The sequence below is a fragment of the Pseudomonas fluorescens genome, from assembly GCF_000802965.1.
GTDB classification, from domain to species: domain Bacteria; phylum Pseudomonadota; class Gammaproteobacteria; order Pseudomonadales; family Pseudomonadaceae; genus Aquipseudomonas; species Aquipseudomonas fluorescens_A.
Genome location: NZ_JSAK01000016.1, coordinates 1 through 14,951, shown reverse-complemented (window position 1 = coordinate 14,951; position 14,951 = coordinate 1). Strand labels below are relative to the sequence as shown.

General features: G+C 59.9%; 11 protein-coding genes and 2 pseudogenes. 7 read left to right on the top strand and 6 right to left on the bottom strand.

The annotated features are described in order from the left end of the window. Positions 1-188 precede the first annotated feature (188 nt). Positions 189-1,991, top strand: coding sequence for an acyl-CoA dehydrogenase (locus NL64_RS14045; RefSeq protein ID WP_034148674.1), 1,803 nt, complete (start codon positions 189-191; stop codon positions 1,989-1,991). A gap of 158 nt (positions 1,992-2,149) precedes the next feature. Here the strand turns inward: NL64_RS14045 and NL64_RS31120 are convergent, their stop codons facing one another. From NL64_RS31120 to NL64_RS14030, 4 genes and pseudogenes are all read right to left on the bottom strand, one after another. Next, positions 2,150-2,881, bottom strand: a complete 732-nt coding sequence (locus NL64_RS31120) for a methyl-accepting chemotaxis protein (RefSeq protein WP_437176919.1) — start codon at positions 2,879-2,881, stop codon at positions 2,150-2,152. Between the two features lie 132 nt (positions 2,882-3,013). Beyond that, positions 3,014-4,042 (bottom strand): annotated as a pseudogene (locus NL64_RS31115) (HAMP domain-containing protein); the annotation flags it as partial. Between the two features lie 145 nt (positions 4,043-4,187). Continuing rightward, on the bottom strand, positions 4,188-4,490 hold the full coding sequence (locus NL64_RS14035) for a cell division protein ZapA (protein WP_034148672.1): 303 nt from the start codon (positions 4,488-4,490) through the stop codon (positions 4,188-4,190). Continuing rightward, complete coding sequence (locus NL64_RS14030; protein WP_034148751.1) at positions 4,487-4,717, bottom strand: hypothetical protein; 231 nt, start codon at positions 4,715-4,717, stop codon at positions 4,487-4,489. The genes NL64_RS14035 and NL64_RS14030 overlap by 4 nt, the downstream gene beginning before the upstream one ends. A gap of 275 nt (positions 4,718-4,992) precedes the next feature. Between NL64_RS14030 and NL64_RS31110 the strand changes: the two are divergent. From NL64_RS31110 to selO, 5 genes and pseudogenes are all read left to right on the top strand, one after another. After that, positions 4,993-5,763, top strand: a pseudogene (locus NL64_RS31110) (MCP four helix bundle domain-containing protein); the annotation flags it as partial. Then, a complete protein-coding gene (locus tag NL64_RS31105) occupies positions 5,746-6,618 on the top strand; it encodes a methyl-accepting chemotaxis protein (RefSeq protein ID WP_437176918.1) in 873 nt (290 codons plus the stop codon). The pseudogene NL64_RS31110 and the gene NL64_RS31105, both read left to right, overlap by 18 nt. Before the next feature lie 268 nt (positions 6,619-6,886). Continuing rightward, on the top strand, positions 6,887-8,629 hold the full coding sequence (locus NL64_RS14020) for a potassium/proton antiporter (protein WP_034148670.1): 1,743 nt from the start codon (positions 6,887-6,889) through the stop codon (positions 8,627-8,629). Positions 8,630-8,663: 34 nt separating this feature from the next. Beyond that, on the top strand, positions 8,664-12,014 hold the full coding sequence (gene mscK, locus NL64_RS14015; protein ID WP_034148669.1) for a mechanosensitive channel MscK: 3,351 nt from the start codon (positions 8,664-8,666) through the stop codon (positions 12,012-12,014). A 48-nt stretch (positions 12,015-12,062) separates the two neighbouring features. Further along, complete coding sequence (gene selO / locus NL64_RS14010) at positions 12,063-13,526, top strand: protein adenylyltransferase SelO (RefSeq protein WP_034148668.1); 1,464 nt, start codon at positions 12,063-12,065, stop codon at positions 13,524-13,526. Positions 13,527-13,533: 7 nt separating this feature from the next. On the opposite strand, the gene NL64_RS14005 is transcribed toward selO, so the two are convergent. Both NL64_RS14005 and NL64_RS14000 read right to left on the bottom strand, forming a co-directional pair. Beyond that, positions 13,534-13,935 (bottom strand): helix-turn-helix domain-containing protein, encoded by a 402-nt coding sequence (locus tag NL64_RS14005; RefSeq protein ID WP_034148667.1) that lies wholly within the window; start codon positions 13,933-13,935, stop codon positions 13,534-13,536. Next, the gene (locus NL64_RS14000) at positions 13,932-14,228 is read right to left on the bottom strand and encodes a type II toxin-antitoxin system HigB family toxin (RefSeq protein ID WP_034148666.1); all 297 of its coding nucleotides are present in this window, start codon (positions 14,226-14,228) and stop codon (positions 13,932-13,934) included. Before NL64_RS14000 ends, NL64_RS14005 begins: the two co-directional genes overlap by 4 nt. Before the next feature lie 194 nt (positions 14,229-14,422). Between NL64_RS14000 and trxC the strand changes: the two genes are divergently transcribed. Continuing rightward, the gene (trxC, locus tag NL64_RS13995) at positions 14,423-14,857 is read left to right on the top strand and encodes a thioredoxin TrxC (RefSeq protein WP_034148665.1); all 435 of its coding nucleotides are present in this window, start codon (positions 14,423-14,425) and stop codon (positions 14,855-14,857) included. The last annotated feature ends 94 nt before the right edge of the window (positions 14,858-14,951 follow it).

The following is a 14,951-nucleotide window of genomic DNA, read 5'->3' as shown; positions in this document are numbered from 1 at the left end:
GATAGCGATGTGTCAGTCACCCTCGATAGTGACTGATCTGACGCCATCGCTGGCAAGCCAGCTCCCACAGTTGTTTTGGGGTGTTTGCTAAGTCGGCGCCCGGCTCCAACATCACGCTCATCAATCATCCTGTTCAGCCTTTATTCCCACGCCTAGACTCGGCCCATCCCAATAAAAGGTAGGCCGCCATGTCCGAGACGTTGCTCAGTTCCCGCAATCTGGCTTTCGAGCTGTATGAAGTCCTCGATGCCGAGGGCCTGACCCAGCGTGAGCGTTTTGCCGAGCACAACCGCGAAACCTTCGATGCCGCCCTCGGCACCGCCCGTAACATCGCGGAAAAATTCTTCGCCCCGCACAACCGCAAGGGTGACGAGAACGAACCGCGCTATGAAGACGGTCAGGCGATTCTGATTCCGGAAGTGAAACCGGCGGTGGATGCCTTCCTCGAAGCCGGTTTCCTCAACGCGGCGCGCAGTTTCGAAGCCGGCGGCATGCAACTTCCTACACTGCTGTCCCAGGCTTGCTTTGCGCATTTCCAATCGGCCAACGCCGCGTCGACTTCGTACCCGTTCCTGACCATGGGCGCGGCAAACCTGATCGAGAGCTTCGGCACCGACCAGCAGAAACGCCGGTTTCTGCAACCGATGATCGACGGACGCTTCTTCGGCACCATGGCCCTGACCGAGCCGCACGCCGGTTCATCGCTGTCGGATATTCGTACACGCGCCGAGCCGGCGTCTGACGGCACTTATCGCCTCAAGGGCAACAAGATCTTCATCTCCGGCGGCGATCACCCGCTGTCGGAAAACATCGTGCACATGGTGCTGGCCAAGTTGCCAGATGCGCCGGCCGGGGTGAAGGGTATTTCGCTGTTCATCGTGCCCAAATTCCTGGTCAACGATGACGGCAGCCTCGGCAAGCGTAACGACGTATTGCTCGCAGGCCTGTTCCACAAGATGGGTTGGCGCGGCACCACGTCGACAGCGCTTAACTTCGGCGATAACGGTGAGTGTGTCGGCTATTTGGTGGGCAAGCCGCATCATGGCTTGAGCTACATGTTCCAGATGATGAACGAGGCGCGGATCGGCGTCGGCATGGGCGCGGTGATGCTCGGCTACGCCGGTTACTTGTATTCGCTGGAGTACGCCCGCGAACGTCCGCAAGGTCGCGTGCCAGACAGCAAGGACCCGAACACTGCGCCGGTGGCAATCATTCAGCACGCCGACGTCAAACGCATGCTGCTGACCCAGAAAGCTTACGTCGAAGGTTCGTTCGACCTCGGTTTGTACGCCGCACGACTGTTCGATGACACCACCACGCTAGAGACTGAAGCCGAACGCAAGCAGGCTCATGAGCTGCTGGATCTGCTGACGCCCATCGTCAAATCCTGGCCGTCGGAGTTTTGCCTGAAGGCCAACGAACTGGCGATCCAGATTCTCGGCGGTCACGGCTACACCCGCGAATATCCGGTGGAGCAGTACTACCGCGACAACCGCCTGAACCCGATCCACGAAGGCACCCACGGCATTCAATCGCTGGATTTGCTTGGGCGGAAACTGGCGCAGAACGGCGGTGCCGGGCTCAAGCAACTTATCCGCCTGATCGGCGACACTGCCGAACGCGCACAGGCCCATGATTCACTGACCGCACTGCGCGAGCCGCTGGAGCAACTGGTGGCCCGCCTGCAAACCGTGACAATCGGCCTGCTGACCGATCTGGCCCAAGGCAAGGTCAACAGCAGCCTGGCAAACTCGGCGCTGTACTTGAAGGTGTTCGGCCACACCGTCATTGGCTGGCGCTGGCTGGAACAGGCGATTCGCGCCGAGGAAGGTTTGGCCAAGGGCAATGCGGCGGATGTGAGTTTCTATAAAGGCAAGTTGCAGGCGGCACGGTACTTCCTGACCTGGGAAGTACCGGGTTGCCATCATGAACTGGCGATACTTGAGGCTCGGGATGATGTTTGCCTGGGTATGCAGGATGAGTGGTTCTGACGACTGGCAAGTTTTTGTGGCGAGGGAGCTTGCTCCCGCTCGGCTGCGAAGCAGCCGCAAATACAGGCAACTCGGTGCATCACATATACCCGGGTTGCCGGATTTGGGAGCGCTTCGCACTCCAGCGGGAGCAAGCTCCCTCGCCACAAAGTTGTCTCTTAACTCAGCTTGAACCCACCCATCTGCCGTGCCAGATCATCTGCCAACCGCTGCAACGTCTGGCAATCCTCACGACACGCCCTGACCTCCCCCGCCGTCGCCCGGGCCAAATCGGAAATCCCCTGCACGTTGCGGTTGATCTCTTCAGTCACCGCCGACTGCTCTTCCGTCGCCGTCGCCACCTGATGGTTCATGTCGCTGATGCGCTCGACCTGTCCGGTAATCGCCGTCAACGAAGCCCCCGTACGCTGGCTCGACTCAACGCCGGTGCCGGTCGCCGCTTGCCCGGAATGCATCGATGACACCGCGTTTTCCGCGCCTTGCTTGAGACTGCCGATCATTTGCTGAATCTCATCGGTGGACGATTGCGTGCGCCGCGCAAGGGTCCGCACTTCATCAGCCACCACCGCAAAACCGCGCCCCATGTCGCCAGCCCGCGCCGCTTCAATGGCCGCGTTGAGCGCCAGCAAGTTGGTCTGCTCGGAAATCCCGCGAATCACCGCCAACACCTGATCGATGGACGCGACCTGATTCGCCAACTCACCCACCGCGCCCGCCGCGAGGCCGATTTCATCGGACATGCTTTCTATATGGCGGATCGAACCGCCGACCACTTCCCGCGCCTGCATCGCCTCGTCCCGCGCATTTTGCGAAGCGACGGCCGCGTTGCCGGCGTTCTGCGCGATTTCCTGCACGGTCAGGCCCATTTCATGGACAGCCGTGGCGACCATGTCGGTCATTTCCTGCTGGCGTCCCGAGCGTTCGGCGGTGTTGTCCACCACCCGCGCCACTTGGCCAACAGCCGTGCGCAAGCGTTCGCTGGTGGTCAGCACTTCACCGATCATGTCGCGCTGACTGTCGAGGAACCGATTGAAACCGCGCGCCAGATCACCCAATTCATCGGCGCGGCTGGCATCCAGACGATGGGTCAAATCCCCACCACCGCTACCGATAGCGACCAGCGCTGCTGTTACCTGCCGAATCGGTCGCACCAGCCCACGGGCCAGCAACACCACCAGCAACAGGCACACCAGCGCCACCGCCAGGCCGATGCCGCTGCTCATCCACATGGCGCGGCGGGCCTCGGCGTAGATTTGCGACTGCGGCACTTCGGCCACCAGGGTCCAGCCGAGATCGCGCAGTGGCAGACTCAACGCGAGAAAGTCTTCGCCGTCACGTTGGAAGCCACTGTTGGTGGCATTTTTTTGACCCATGACCGCTTGTGCCGCCGGGTCACCAATCTGTTCAGCCAAGGTGCGTTTGCCGCTGAATTGCGCCTCAGGATGAACCTGGATCAAACCGTCAGAACGCACGAGATAGACCTTGCCGCGCTCCCCGAAGCTGAAGTTGTGAATCAGCTCCGACAGCTCTTTCATGCTCAGGCCAAGCCCGGCAACGCCCACGACTTTGCCGGCCTTCTCGACTTTAAGGTCGATGAAAAGCGCCAATTCTCCGGTGGCCGTGTCGTTGTCGATATTGAGGGTGCGCGGCTGGTTGCTGTCGAGAAACGCATAGAACCAGGCGTCCTTGGGGTTGGAGCGACTGAGGGTGCGGTCCAGACCTTTCTCGGTGTAGTAATGATTGGATGCGGTGCCGACGATCAGCGCGGTAAAGGCTTTGTGTTCGGCGCGGATGCCTTCGAGGTAAGTGGTGAACGTAGCGCTCTGGGCACTGTTTTCACCCTCGGCCAGCCAGTCGCGCACCATGCTGTTGCTGGCGATGTCCTTGGCGGCGGTGAGTGGTTGAACGAGGATGCGCTCGATGTCGTTGCGCATCGCTTCGATGCTCGACGGCAGCGCTTGTTCGACCAGATAGCTCTGGGCGAGGCGGTTGACCACGAGGGTATAAATGCCAACCACGATCAGGATACTGACCAGCAGGGCGGTGCCCATGCTCAGGATCAACTGCCACTGAATACTGCGTCGCCAGAACTGCATGGAGCACCCCCAAAGAATAAGAGGCTGAAACACTGCAACAGCCGTGCCGATTGTATACAACGCAACCGACAATTTATTCTTTGGTTGTGCGCAAAGCCGATCAGGCCTGATTGATCGTCTTGGAGATCACTTCAACCGTGGCGCTGACTTGCTCTTGGTAACGGTCGAGTTCGAGCTTGTGTTGCTTCTGCATTTCGATCTGCTGGGAGCACAGATTCATCGCGGCCAGTACCAGCAGGCGGTCACCGATCAGCGTCGGGTACTTCCGTTTGGTGTCGGCCAGGGCAGCTTTCAACATTAATGCAGCGTCCAGCAGGGTTTGTTCTTCCCCGGCCGGCGCCTTGATCGAATAGTCCTCTCCCAGGATCGAGACGACTTTTACCCCTGCGGCGTTGTAACTCATGCGCTGACAGGGCCAGCGCTGACGCGCTCAACCAGGGCCTGAATGCGTGCGGCGGTAGCGCCTTGTTTCTCTTCCTGTTCCATCAGGCTCAGTTGCAGGCTTTCGTTTTCATCCTTGGCCTGGGCCAGTTCGGCGCTCAGGGTCTGGTTGGTGCTGACCAAAGTCTGGTTCTGTTGCACCAGGTCGCTGACCAGTTGTTCCAATTGGCTTAGGGATGTTTCCAACATTTTGATTTTCCAGGCATTTTCAAAGGGCGCGTACGATAAAGAAAAGTCACCACGGATGCCAGGGTTATCCAGGCGCAAAGCCTTGATTTTCCTGAGGGGTGACCTCCCTCGCGAACTTTAAAGACTGTGATTGGCGATTCTGGTTCCTGCACTTCGTCGCCACAGTGTTTGTGCGGCAAAACCGCGCAGGGGCTCAAGACTTTAGTCGTACGACCGATAAGGCATTCATACGTCAGCCTCGGCACCGCTCAGGTGCGCTCTTTTCGGTAATCCCAATGTCCCTTCGTAATATGAATATCGCCCCGCGAGCGTTCCTCGGCTTTGCCCTGATTGGCGGCTTGATGCTGCTGCTGGGCGTGTTTGCCCTGAACCAGATGAGCAAGATCCGCGACGCCGCTGAAGACATCACCGTGACCAGCGTGCCGAGTATCAAGAGCCTCGACGAGTTCACCCAACTGACCCTGCGTTTGCGAGTGCTGTCCTACCGCTTGCTGGTGAACCGCGAACCAGACGTGCAGCAGAAAACCATGGAGCTGCTGGATATGCGCAACCAGCAGATCCGCACCGCCCAGGCCACCTACGAAAAACTGATCAGCAGCCCGCAGGAACGTGCGGCCTACGATCAATACGTGCAGTTGCTCGGGCAATACCGCCAGATTGAAGACCGCATGAAGACCCTGTCGCGCAACAATCAGGTCGACGAACTGCGCAGCCTGCTCAACGCCGATCTGCTGAGCAACTCCGAAGCGGTCAACGCGGTATTGAACAAGCTGCTGGAGATCAACACCCAGCAGACCCTCGACACCAACCAGCAAGCCGCCGACCAATATGAATCGGCCTTTAACCTGGTAATCACTCTGCTGGTCATCGCCACCGGCCTGACCATGCTGTTCGCCTGGTTGCTGACCAACAGCATCACCAAGCCCATCGCCAACGCCCTGGACGCCGCTGAACAGATCGCCGAAGGCAACCTGACGCGTCCGATCACCGTCGATGGCGAAGACGAGGCCGGTCGCCTGTTGCTGGCGATGTCGAAGATGCAGGAAAAACTGCGTGACACCCTGCAACGAATTTCCGGCTCGGCCACGCAACTGGCGTCGGCTGCGGAAGAGCTCAACAGCGTCACCGACGAAAGCGCCCGTGGCCTGACCCAGCAGAACAACGAAATCGAGCAAGCCGCCACTGCGGTCAATGAAATGACCAGCGCCGTGGAAGAAGTCGCGCGCAACGCCGTCAGCACGTCCGAAGCGTCGAAAAACGCCACCACTTCCGCCGGTGACGGTCGCGATCTGGTGCAGGAAACCGTCAGCGCCATCGAACGCATGAGCGCTGATGTGCAGAGCACTGCGTCCTTGATTGGCGACCTGGCCAATGAGTCCCGCGATATCGGCAAGGTACTGGATGTGATTCGTGGCCTGGCCGATCAGACCAACCTGCTGGCCTTGAACGCGGCCATTGAAGCGGCGCGGGCCGGTGAAGCCGGGCGCGGCTTTGCCGTGGTGGCGGACGAGGTTCGCGCGTTGGCGCATCGCACCCAGCAGTCGACCAGCGAAATCGAACGCATGATCGGCAGCATCCAGAGCGGTACCGAGCACGCCGTGGATTCGATGCGCAACAGCACCGAGCGCGCCGAGTCGACGCTGAACATCGCCCGTGGCGCCGGGATGTCGCTGGACACGATCAACAGTGCGATTGTCGAAATCAACGAACGCAACCTGGTGATCGCCAGCGCCGCCGAAGAACAGGCGCAAGTGGCCCGGGAAGTGGACCGCAATCTGGTGAACATTCGTGATTTGTCGGTGCAATCGGCGACCGGTGCCAACCAGACGAGTGCGGCGAGTAGCGAGTTGTCGCGTCTGGCGGTGGACCTGAACACGATGGTTGGCCGGTTTAGCCTGTAACTGGACCCCACAACCCCTGTGGCGAGGGAGCTTGCTCCCGCTCGACTGCGCAGCAGTCGCAATCGATCTTGCAAAATCTGTCTGAAACAACTCGGGGGGTCGCTACGCGGCCCAACGGGAGCAAGCTCCCTCGCCACAGGGTTCGCGCGCGGCGCGTCAAACCGTCAAAAGCTTTTTGACAGCATCACATTTCAACAGGTTAGAATCGCTGGCACGCAGACTGCATGGTCAGTTTGTGCCCGCCTTTCAGCTTTCTGGAGTACTGCCTTTGAATGCGACGACCATCAACAGCCTGTTCTTGATCGGCGCGTTGCTGGTAGGTGCGAGCATTCTGGTGAGTTCACTATCGTCCCGCCTCGGTATCCCGATTCTGGTGATTATCCTGGCCGTGGGCATGGCCGCTGGCGTCGACGGCGGCGGCATTATCTTCGACAACTACCCCACGGCTTATCTGGTCGGCAACCTTGCATTGGCGGTGATCCTGCTCGATGGCGGGTTGCGCACCCGGGTGTCGAGTTTCCGTGTCGCATTATGGCCCGCGCTGTCGCTGGCGACGGTCGGGGTGCTGATTACCACCGGGCTGACCGGCATGGCCGCCGCCTGGCTGTTCGACCTCAATATGATTCAAGGCCTGCTGATCGGCGCCATCGTCGGTTCCACCGATGCCGCGGCAGTATTCTCGCTGCTGGGCGGCAAAGGCCTGAACGAACGGGTGACCGCCAGCCTCGAAATCGAATCCGGCAGCAACGACCCGATGGCGGTGTTTCTCACCGTGACCCTCATCGATATGCTCGCCAGCGGCCAGACCGGCCTGCACTGGAGCCTTCTGACGCACCTGCTGCGCGAGTTCGGCATCGGTGGTGTGATTGGTCTGGGCGGCGGCTGGCTGATGTTGCAACTGGTCAACCGCATCAACCTGGCCACCGGCCTCTATCCAATCCTGGTCATCGCCGGCGGTCTGGTGGTGTTCGCGCTGACCAACGCCCTGCACGGCAGCGGTTTCCTGGCGGTTTACTTGTGCGGTCTGGTGATCGGCAACCGCCCGGTGCGCAGCCGCCACGGCATTCTGCACATGCTCGACGGCATGGCCTGGCTGGCACAGATCGGCATGTTCCTGGTGCTGGGCCTGCTTGTCACGCCCCACGACTTGCTGCCGATTGCCCTGCCGGCCCTCGCCCTAGCGCTGTGGATGATCCTGTTCGCCCGGCCGCTGTCGGTGGTGGTCGGACTGTTACCGTTCAAGGCGTTCCACGGACGCGAAAAGGCCTTCATTTCCTGGGTCGGCTTGCGCGGCGCGGTCCCGATCATTCTGGCGGTGTTCCCGCTGATGGCTGGCCTGCCGAACGCCCAGCTCTACTTCAACCTCGCCTTCTTTATCGTGCTGGTGTCGCTGCTGGTGCAGGGCACGAGCCTGCCGTGGGTGGCGAAGCTTTTGAAAGTGACCGTTCCGCCAGAGCCTGCGCCGATCTCTCGTTCCGCCCTTGAAGTACATGTCACCAGCGAATGGGAGCTGTTCGTTTATCGCCTCGGCGCCGAAAAATGGTGCATCGGCTCCCCCCTGCGCGAGCTGAAAATGCCCGAAGGCACCCGCATCGCGGCGCTGTTTCGTGGCCAGCAACTGCTCCATCCGTCGGGTAGTACGGTGCTGGAAGTCGATGATTTACTGTGTGTAATCGGCCATGAACACAACCTTGCAGCCCTCGGAAAACTCTTCAGCCAGGCGCCGCAACGGGGCCTCGATTTGCGCTTCTTCGGCGACTTCGTACTCGAAGGAGACGCCCAGCTGGCCGCGGTTGCTGCCCTGTACGGATTGAAGGTCGAAGGCATCGATCCGGAGATGTCCCTGGGCAAGTTCATTGCCCAGAAAGTGGGCGGTGCGCCAGTAGTTGGCGACCAGGTGGAATGGAACAACACCATCTGGACCGTCGCGGTCATGGACGGGAACAGAATCGGCAAAGTGGGCGTCAGATTCCCCGAAGGAAGTCGCCCGGGTCCGGGCTTGTTCCTCTAAACTCCACTCTTCGCCTCGTATTTGATCGGTCTCTATGTCAAGCCTGCGCACCTTTTTCGTCATGGTCCTTTTGGGCCTGAGTCTCTCTGTCGGTACGTTACAAGCCGCCGAACCACCCACCCGCGAATCCGTGCAGGCGAGCCTGGACAAGATCGCCGACCGCAAACTGCCGGAGGCCGATCAAAAGGCCCTGCAATCGGTCCTGCAAAGCACGCTGACTCAGCTCAGCAACCAGAGCGATTACGAGCAGAAGCTGGTCGCCCTCAAGCAACAACTGGCGACCGCGCCCAAACAGACCATCGAAAACCAGCGTGAGCTGACCCGTCTCAAGGCCAGCAGCGTAGTACCGGTGGCGCAACGCTTTGCCAAGGAGTCGATTCAGCAGCTCGAGCAAATGCTCACCGAGCGTTCGACCCAGCAAAGCGATCTGCAAAAGGCGTTGGGCGACGCCAATAGCTTGATCATTACCGCCCAGACTCGCCCCGAACGCGCCCAGGCGGAAATTTCCGCCAGCCAGACGCGCATCCAGCAGATCAACAACATCCTCAAGGCCGGCAAAGACGCCGGCAAGACCTTGAGTGCCGAGCAGCGCGACCAGCTCAATGCCGAGCTCATGGCCCTGAACGCCCTGATCCCGCTGCGCCGCCAGGAACTGGCCGGCAACAACCAGCTGCAAGACCTGGGCAACAGCCAGCATGACCTGCTATCCGAAAAGTCCGATCGCCTGGATCAGGAAATCCAGGAGCTGCAAAACCTGATCAATGAGAAGCGCCTCGCGCAATCTCAAGAAACGGTGACCCAGCAATCGATCGAAGCGCAGAAGGCCGGCGGCAGCAGCCTGTTGGCTACCGAAAGCACGGCCAACCTGAAGCTTTCGGACTACTTGCTCAAAAGCACCGACCGCCTCAACGTGGTCACCCAGAAAAACCTGCAAACCAAGCAACAACTGGACAGCCTGACCCAGAGCGATTCCGCCCTGGATGAACAGATCAACGTCCTCAAGGGCAGCCTGCTGCTCTCCAAGATTCTCTACAAGCAGAAACAGGCCTTGCCGCGACTGCGGGTCGACCGCGACCTGGCGGACCAGATCGCCGACATTCGTCTGTATCAATTCGAAGTCAGCCAGCAACGCGAACTGCTCAGCAACCCGGCCACCTACGTCGACAACCTGCTGGCGGCTCAACCGCCGGAACAGGTCACCCCGCAGCTGCGCAAAAGCCTGCTGGAACTGGCCACGACCCGCGCCGATCTGCTGGAACGCCTGAACCGCGAACTAAGCGCGGTACTCAACGAATCCATCACCCTGCAACTGAACCAGAAGCAACTGCTCAGCACTGCGCAAAGCCTGCGGGCGACCCTCGATGAGCAGATGTTCTGGATTCCCAGCAACAAGCCACTGGATCTGGAGTGGATGCATGCGGTGCCGGATCGCCTGAAGCGTCAGGTCGATACCCTGCCCTGGGCTTCGAGCCTGAGTGAATTGGTCGACGGCCTGACCCAGCGCCCGCTGCTGTTCCTGCCACTGGCATTACTGATTGGCGCACTGCTGTGGCGACGCAAGCAGTTGTATGCGCGCCTGAACAAGGTTCACCAGGACATCGGCCACTTCAAGCGTGACAGCCAGTTGCACACACCCCAGGCCATCTTGATCAACATTCTGCTGGCGATGCCGGTGTCGCTGGGCCTCGCCCTATGTGCCCTGGCCCTGCAAATCGACGCCCGCGGGCAAAACGCAAGCATGGGTGCGGCATTGCTGCAAATGGCCGGGGCCTGGCTGGTGTTCTACACCGCGTACCGGATTCTGGCGCCGGGTGGCGTGGCGGAATTGCATTTCCGCTGGGAAAAACCCCAGGTCGAATTCCTCCGGGGCTGGGTCCGTCGCCTTGGCATGGTGGTGATGGCTCTGGTTACCGTGGTGGCGGTTGCGGAACTGCAACCGGCGGCACTGGCCGATGACGTGCTCGGCATGCCCGTGGTGCTGATCTGCTACGCCTTGATGACCTGGTTGCTCAGCCGCTTGCTGATCAGCAGCCCGACCCACGAAAACGCCTCGCTGTTCCGCAAGGTTCTGGGCATTCTGTTCACCGCGCTGCCCATCGCGTTGTTCGTGGCCGTGTGCTTCGGCTACTACTACACCGCGCTCAAACTCAGCGACCGGTTGATTAACACCCTTTACCTGCTGATGTTCTGGCTGGTGATCGAAGCGACTTTCGTGCGCGGCCTGAGCGTCGCGGCACGGCGCCTGGCTTACCAACGCGCCCTGGCCAAACGTCAGGCGGCGAAAGAGGCCGGCGACGGCGAAGCGGTCATCGAAGAACCGACGCTGGACATCGAGAAGGTTAACGAGCAATCCCTGCGCCTGATCCGCCTGGCGCTGCTGGGCGGCTTCATCGCCGCGCTGTACTGGGTCTGGTCGGACTTGATTTCGGTGTTCTCGTACCTGGACAACATCACCCTCTACGAATACACCAGCGGCACCGGCGCCAACATGAGCATGGTGCCGATCAGCATCGGCGACATGCTCGGCGCGCTGATCATCATCGGCATCACCTTTGCCCTGGCGCGCAACCTGCCCGGTCTGCTGGAAGTGTTCGTGCTGTCAAAGCTGAACCTCGCCCAAGGCAGCGCCTATGCCACCACCACGTTGCTGTCGTATGTGATCGCCGGCATCGGTTTTGTCTCGACCTTATCCACGCTCGGCGTGAGTTGGGACAAGCTGCAATGGCTGGTCGCAGCGCTCTCGGTCGGCCTCGGCTTCGGCATGCAGGAGATCTTCGCCAACTTCATCTCCGGCATCATGATCCTGTTCGAACGCCCGGTGCGGATCGGCGACACCATCACCATCGGCAACCTGTCGGGCACGGTGAGCAAGATCCGCATCCGCGCCACGACCATCACCGACTTCGACCGCAAAGACATCATCGTCCCGAACAAGACGTTCATTACCGGGCAACTGATCAACTGGTCCCTGACCGACACCATCACACGGGTGACGCTCAAGCTCGGGGTCGATTACGGCTCGGACCTGGACCTGGTGAAAGAACTGCTGCTGAAAGCCGCGCGGGAAAACCCACGGGTACTCAAAGAACCCGAGCCGCACGTGTATTTCCTGAATTTTGGCGAAAGCACCCTCGACCACGAGTTGCGCATGCACGTGCGCGACCTCGGCGACCGAAACCCGGTGCTCGATGAGGTCAACCGCTTCATCAATCGCGAGTTCAAGAAGCAGCACATCAACATCTCGTTCCGGCAGATGGAGGTCTACCTCAAGAATCTCCACGGCCAGGAATACAAGATGGTGCCGATCGAGCCGGAAGCGAAAACCATCGTGCCGCTGGTCGACGGCAAGCCGGTGCAAGAGCCGCCGCCCGCCAAACTCGACTAACCGGTCTTTCCCCAGCAGAATGCTCGGACATTCTGCTGGAGCCGGCCCTTGAAAGCCCTCGACGAACTGACCTTCGATAATCGCTTCGACCGCCTGGGCGATGCGTTTTCCGCCCACGTGCTGCCCGAGCCCATCGACAACCCGCGCCTCGTAGTCGCCAGCCCCGCCGCCATGGCGTTGCTGGATCTCGACCCGACTGTGGCCGAAACGCCGGAGTTCGCCGAGTTATTCAGCGGCCACAAGCTCTGGGCCGATGCGATTCCCCGGGCGATGGTCTATTCCGGCCATCAGTTCGGCTCGTACAACCCGCAACTGGGCGACGGTCGCGGCCTGTTGCTGGGCGAGGTGTACAACGAGGCGGGCGAGCACTGGGACCTGCACCTCAAGGGCGCCGGCCAGACACCGTTTTCACGTATGGGCGATGGCCGCGCGGTGTTGCGCTCGTCGATCCGCGAATTCCTCGCCTCCGAAGCGCTGCATGCCCTGAACATCCCGACCACCCGGGCGCTGTGCGTGATCGGTTCCGACACGCCGGTGTGGCGCGAGAAACAGGAACGCGCAGCCATGGTGCTGCGCCTGGCGCCGAGCCACGTGCGCTTCGGGCATTTCGAATATTTCTACTACACCAAACGCCCGGAGAAGCAGAAAGAACTGGGCGAACACGTGCTGGCCATGCACTTTCCCGAGTGCCTGGAGCAACCAGAACCGTATCTGGCGATGTTCCGCGAAATCGTCGAGCGCAACGCCGAACTGATTGCCAAGTGGCAAGCCTACGGCTTCTGCCACGGCGTGATGAACACCGACAACATGTCGATCCTCGGCATCACCTTCGACTTCGGCCCGTTCGCCTTCCTCGACGATTTTGACGCCAACTTCATCTGCAACCACTCCGACGATCAGGGCCGCTATTCCTTCAGCAACCAAGTGCCCATCGGTCAGTGGAACCTCAGCGCATTGGCTCAAGCGCTGACACCGTTCATCAGCGTCGAGGCCCTGCGCGAGACCCTAGGCCTATACCTGCCGCTGTTCCAGGCCCATTACCAGGACCTGATGCGCCGCCGCCTCGGCCTCACCACCGCCGAAGACGACGATCAAAAGCTTCTGGAACAACTGCTGCAACTGATGCAAAACAGCGGCGTCGATTACAGCCTGTTCTTCCGTCGCCTGGGCGATGACTCACCGCGAGCAGCCATCGCCCGTTTGCGCGATGACTTCGTCGACCTCAAGGGCTTCGATGCCTGGGGTGAGCTGTACGTTGCCCGAGTTGCCCGGGAAGGCGAACTGGATCAGGAACAACGCCGCCAACGCATGCACGCGGTCAACCCGCTGTACATCCTGCGTAATTACCTGGCGCAAAAAGCGATCGATGCGGCGGAAAATGGCGACTATTCGGAAGTTCGACGACTGCACGCAGTGCTGAGCAAGCCGTTCGAGGAGCAACCGGGGATGGAAAGCTATGCCGAACGGCCGCCGGAGTGGGGCAAGCATTTGGAGATCAGTTGTTCTTCCTGAACCCCCATCAGATAAAGGTTTCCACCGACACACCAAAGCGCTCGGCCAACCAGCGGATCTGCCGCAGGTTGAGCTGACGCTTGCCACTCAGAATCTCGGATACGACCGATTGGGTGCCGACTCCTGGCAGGTCACTCTGCGTGAGGCCGTGTTCGCGCATCAAGTAGCCGAGGACGTCGGCACCGCTAGGCTTCGGCATTGGGTGATGCTTGTTATCCCATTCCTCAATCCAGTCACCGATGATATCCACCAGGCTCATCAGCGGATGGGTCTCATCATCGCCAGTCATCTCGAGCAACTCGTCCAGCGCCCGTACCAGCATGTCATAGTCGTCTTCGTTTTTTGGTTTGCGCAACACAGGGGAGACGAACTCCCAATGTTCGGCCGCTCTTTTGATCAGAACACTCATACTCTTCCCTCCTTCCATTTGCCGCGGTCGTATTCGCGGTGATCCAGCAAATGCTTGATATAAAGCTTTTGGGACCGAGACCTGACGAAAGCGATCAGTCGCAATTTGTTGCCACCGATATCGAAAACGTGAAATTCGCCCACCTTGTCGATAGCAGGGAATAAGGCCTTCATCGTCGCGAAATCCGCCGGCGTACTTCCTTTAGCCAATTGATACCAGTGATCCAAAGCGTTGGCTGCCTGTGGCCATTTTGCCTTTGCTTCACGTATTCGTTTTTCGGTGATGACATGCATGCAACATCCTTATCGCATTCTGCTATGGGGAGTTAATCACAGATCAAAAATATCGCAATATGCGATAATCCCAAACAGACCAATGGTCTCGCCAGGTACGTTTCAGCCTAGTTTTATCGACTGGCATCGCACGATTGAAAATATGAGCAAACGTCTCCAAATAGGAGTGATCGGCTTCTTAACAGGATCAACCCATGACCGACCCTCTCCTCATCCCCTGCCCCCACTGCAACGGCCTCAACCGCATCCCCGCCGAGCGCCTGGGAGACCATCCCAAATGCGGCCGCTGCAAGGCTGAGGTTTTGCTGAACAAGCCTTTTGAATTGAAGCAAGGCGATTACGCCAGCCAGATCAAGGGCGACCTGCCGCTACTGGTAGATGTGTGGGCGGACTGGTGCGGGCCGTGCAAGTCGTTTGCGCCGGTGTTCGAGCAGGCGGCGGGGCAATTGGCGGGCAAGTGTCGGCTGGCCAAGTTGGACAGCGAGGCGAACCAGCAGTTGTCGGCGCAGTTGGGGATTCGCTCGATTCCAAGCCTGATTCTGTTCAAGAACGGTCGGGAGGTTGCGCGCCAGAGCGGGGCGTTCCCGTTGCCGCAGCTGATGAGCTGGTTGCGTAGTCAGGGAATCTGAAGATACACGGAACCAATGTGGGAGCCTGCTTGCGATGGCGGCGGATCAGTCAACAGAGATGTTGAATGTGAAGCCCTCATCGCGAGCAGGCTCG

What these genes read in the sequence shown, in the direction of transcription:
- mscK (WP_034148669.1), top strand. Translation starts at nt 8,664, where the DNA reads ATGTCAAGCCTGCGCACCTTTTTCGTCATGGTCCTTTTGGGCCTGAGT.
- trxC (WP_034148665.1), top strand. Translation starts at nt 14,423, where the DNA reads ATGACCGACCCTCTCCTCATCCCCTGCCCCCACTGCAACGGCCTCAAC.
- NL64_RS31120 (WP_437176919.1), bottom strand. Translation starts at nt 2,881, where the DNA reads ATGGTCGCCACGGCTGTCCATGAAATGGGCCTGACCGTGCAGGAAATC.
- NL64_RS14035 (WP_034148672.1), bottom strand. Translation starts at nt 4,490, where the DNA reads ATGAGTTACAACGCCGCAGGGGTAAAAGTCGTCTCGATCCTGGGAGAG.
- NL64_RS31105 (WP_437176918.1), top strand. Translation starts at nt 5,746, where the DNA reads ATGTCGAAGATGCAGGAAAAACTGCGTGACACCCTGCAACGAATTTCC.
- NL64_RS14045 (WP_034148674.1), top strand. Translation starts at nt 189, where the DNA reads ATGTCCGAGACGTTGCTCAGTTCCCGCAATCTGGCTTTCGAGCTGTAT.
- NL64_RS14030 (WP_034148751.1), bottom strand. Translation starts at nt 4,717, where the DNA reads ATGTTGGAAACATCCCTAAGCCAATTGGAACAACTGGTCAGCGACCTG.
- NL64_RS14000 (WP_034148666.1), bottom strand. Translation starts at nt 14,228, where the DNA reads ATGCATGTCATCACCGAAAAACGAATACGTGAAGCAAAGGCAAAATGG.
- NL64_RS14005 (WP_034148667.1), bottom strand. Translation starts at nt 13,935, where the DNA reads ATGAGTGTTCTGATCAAAAGAGCGGCCGAACATTGGGAGTTCGTCTCC.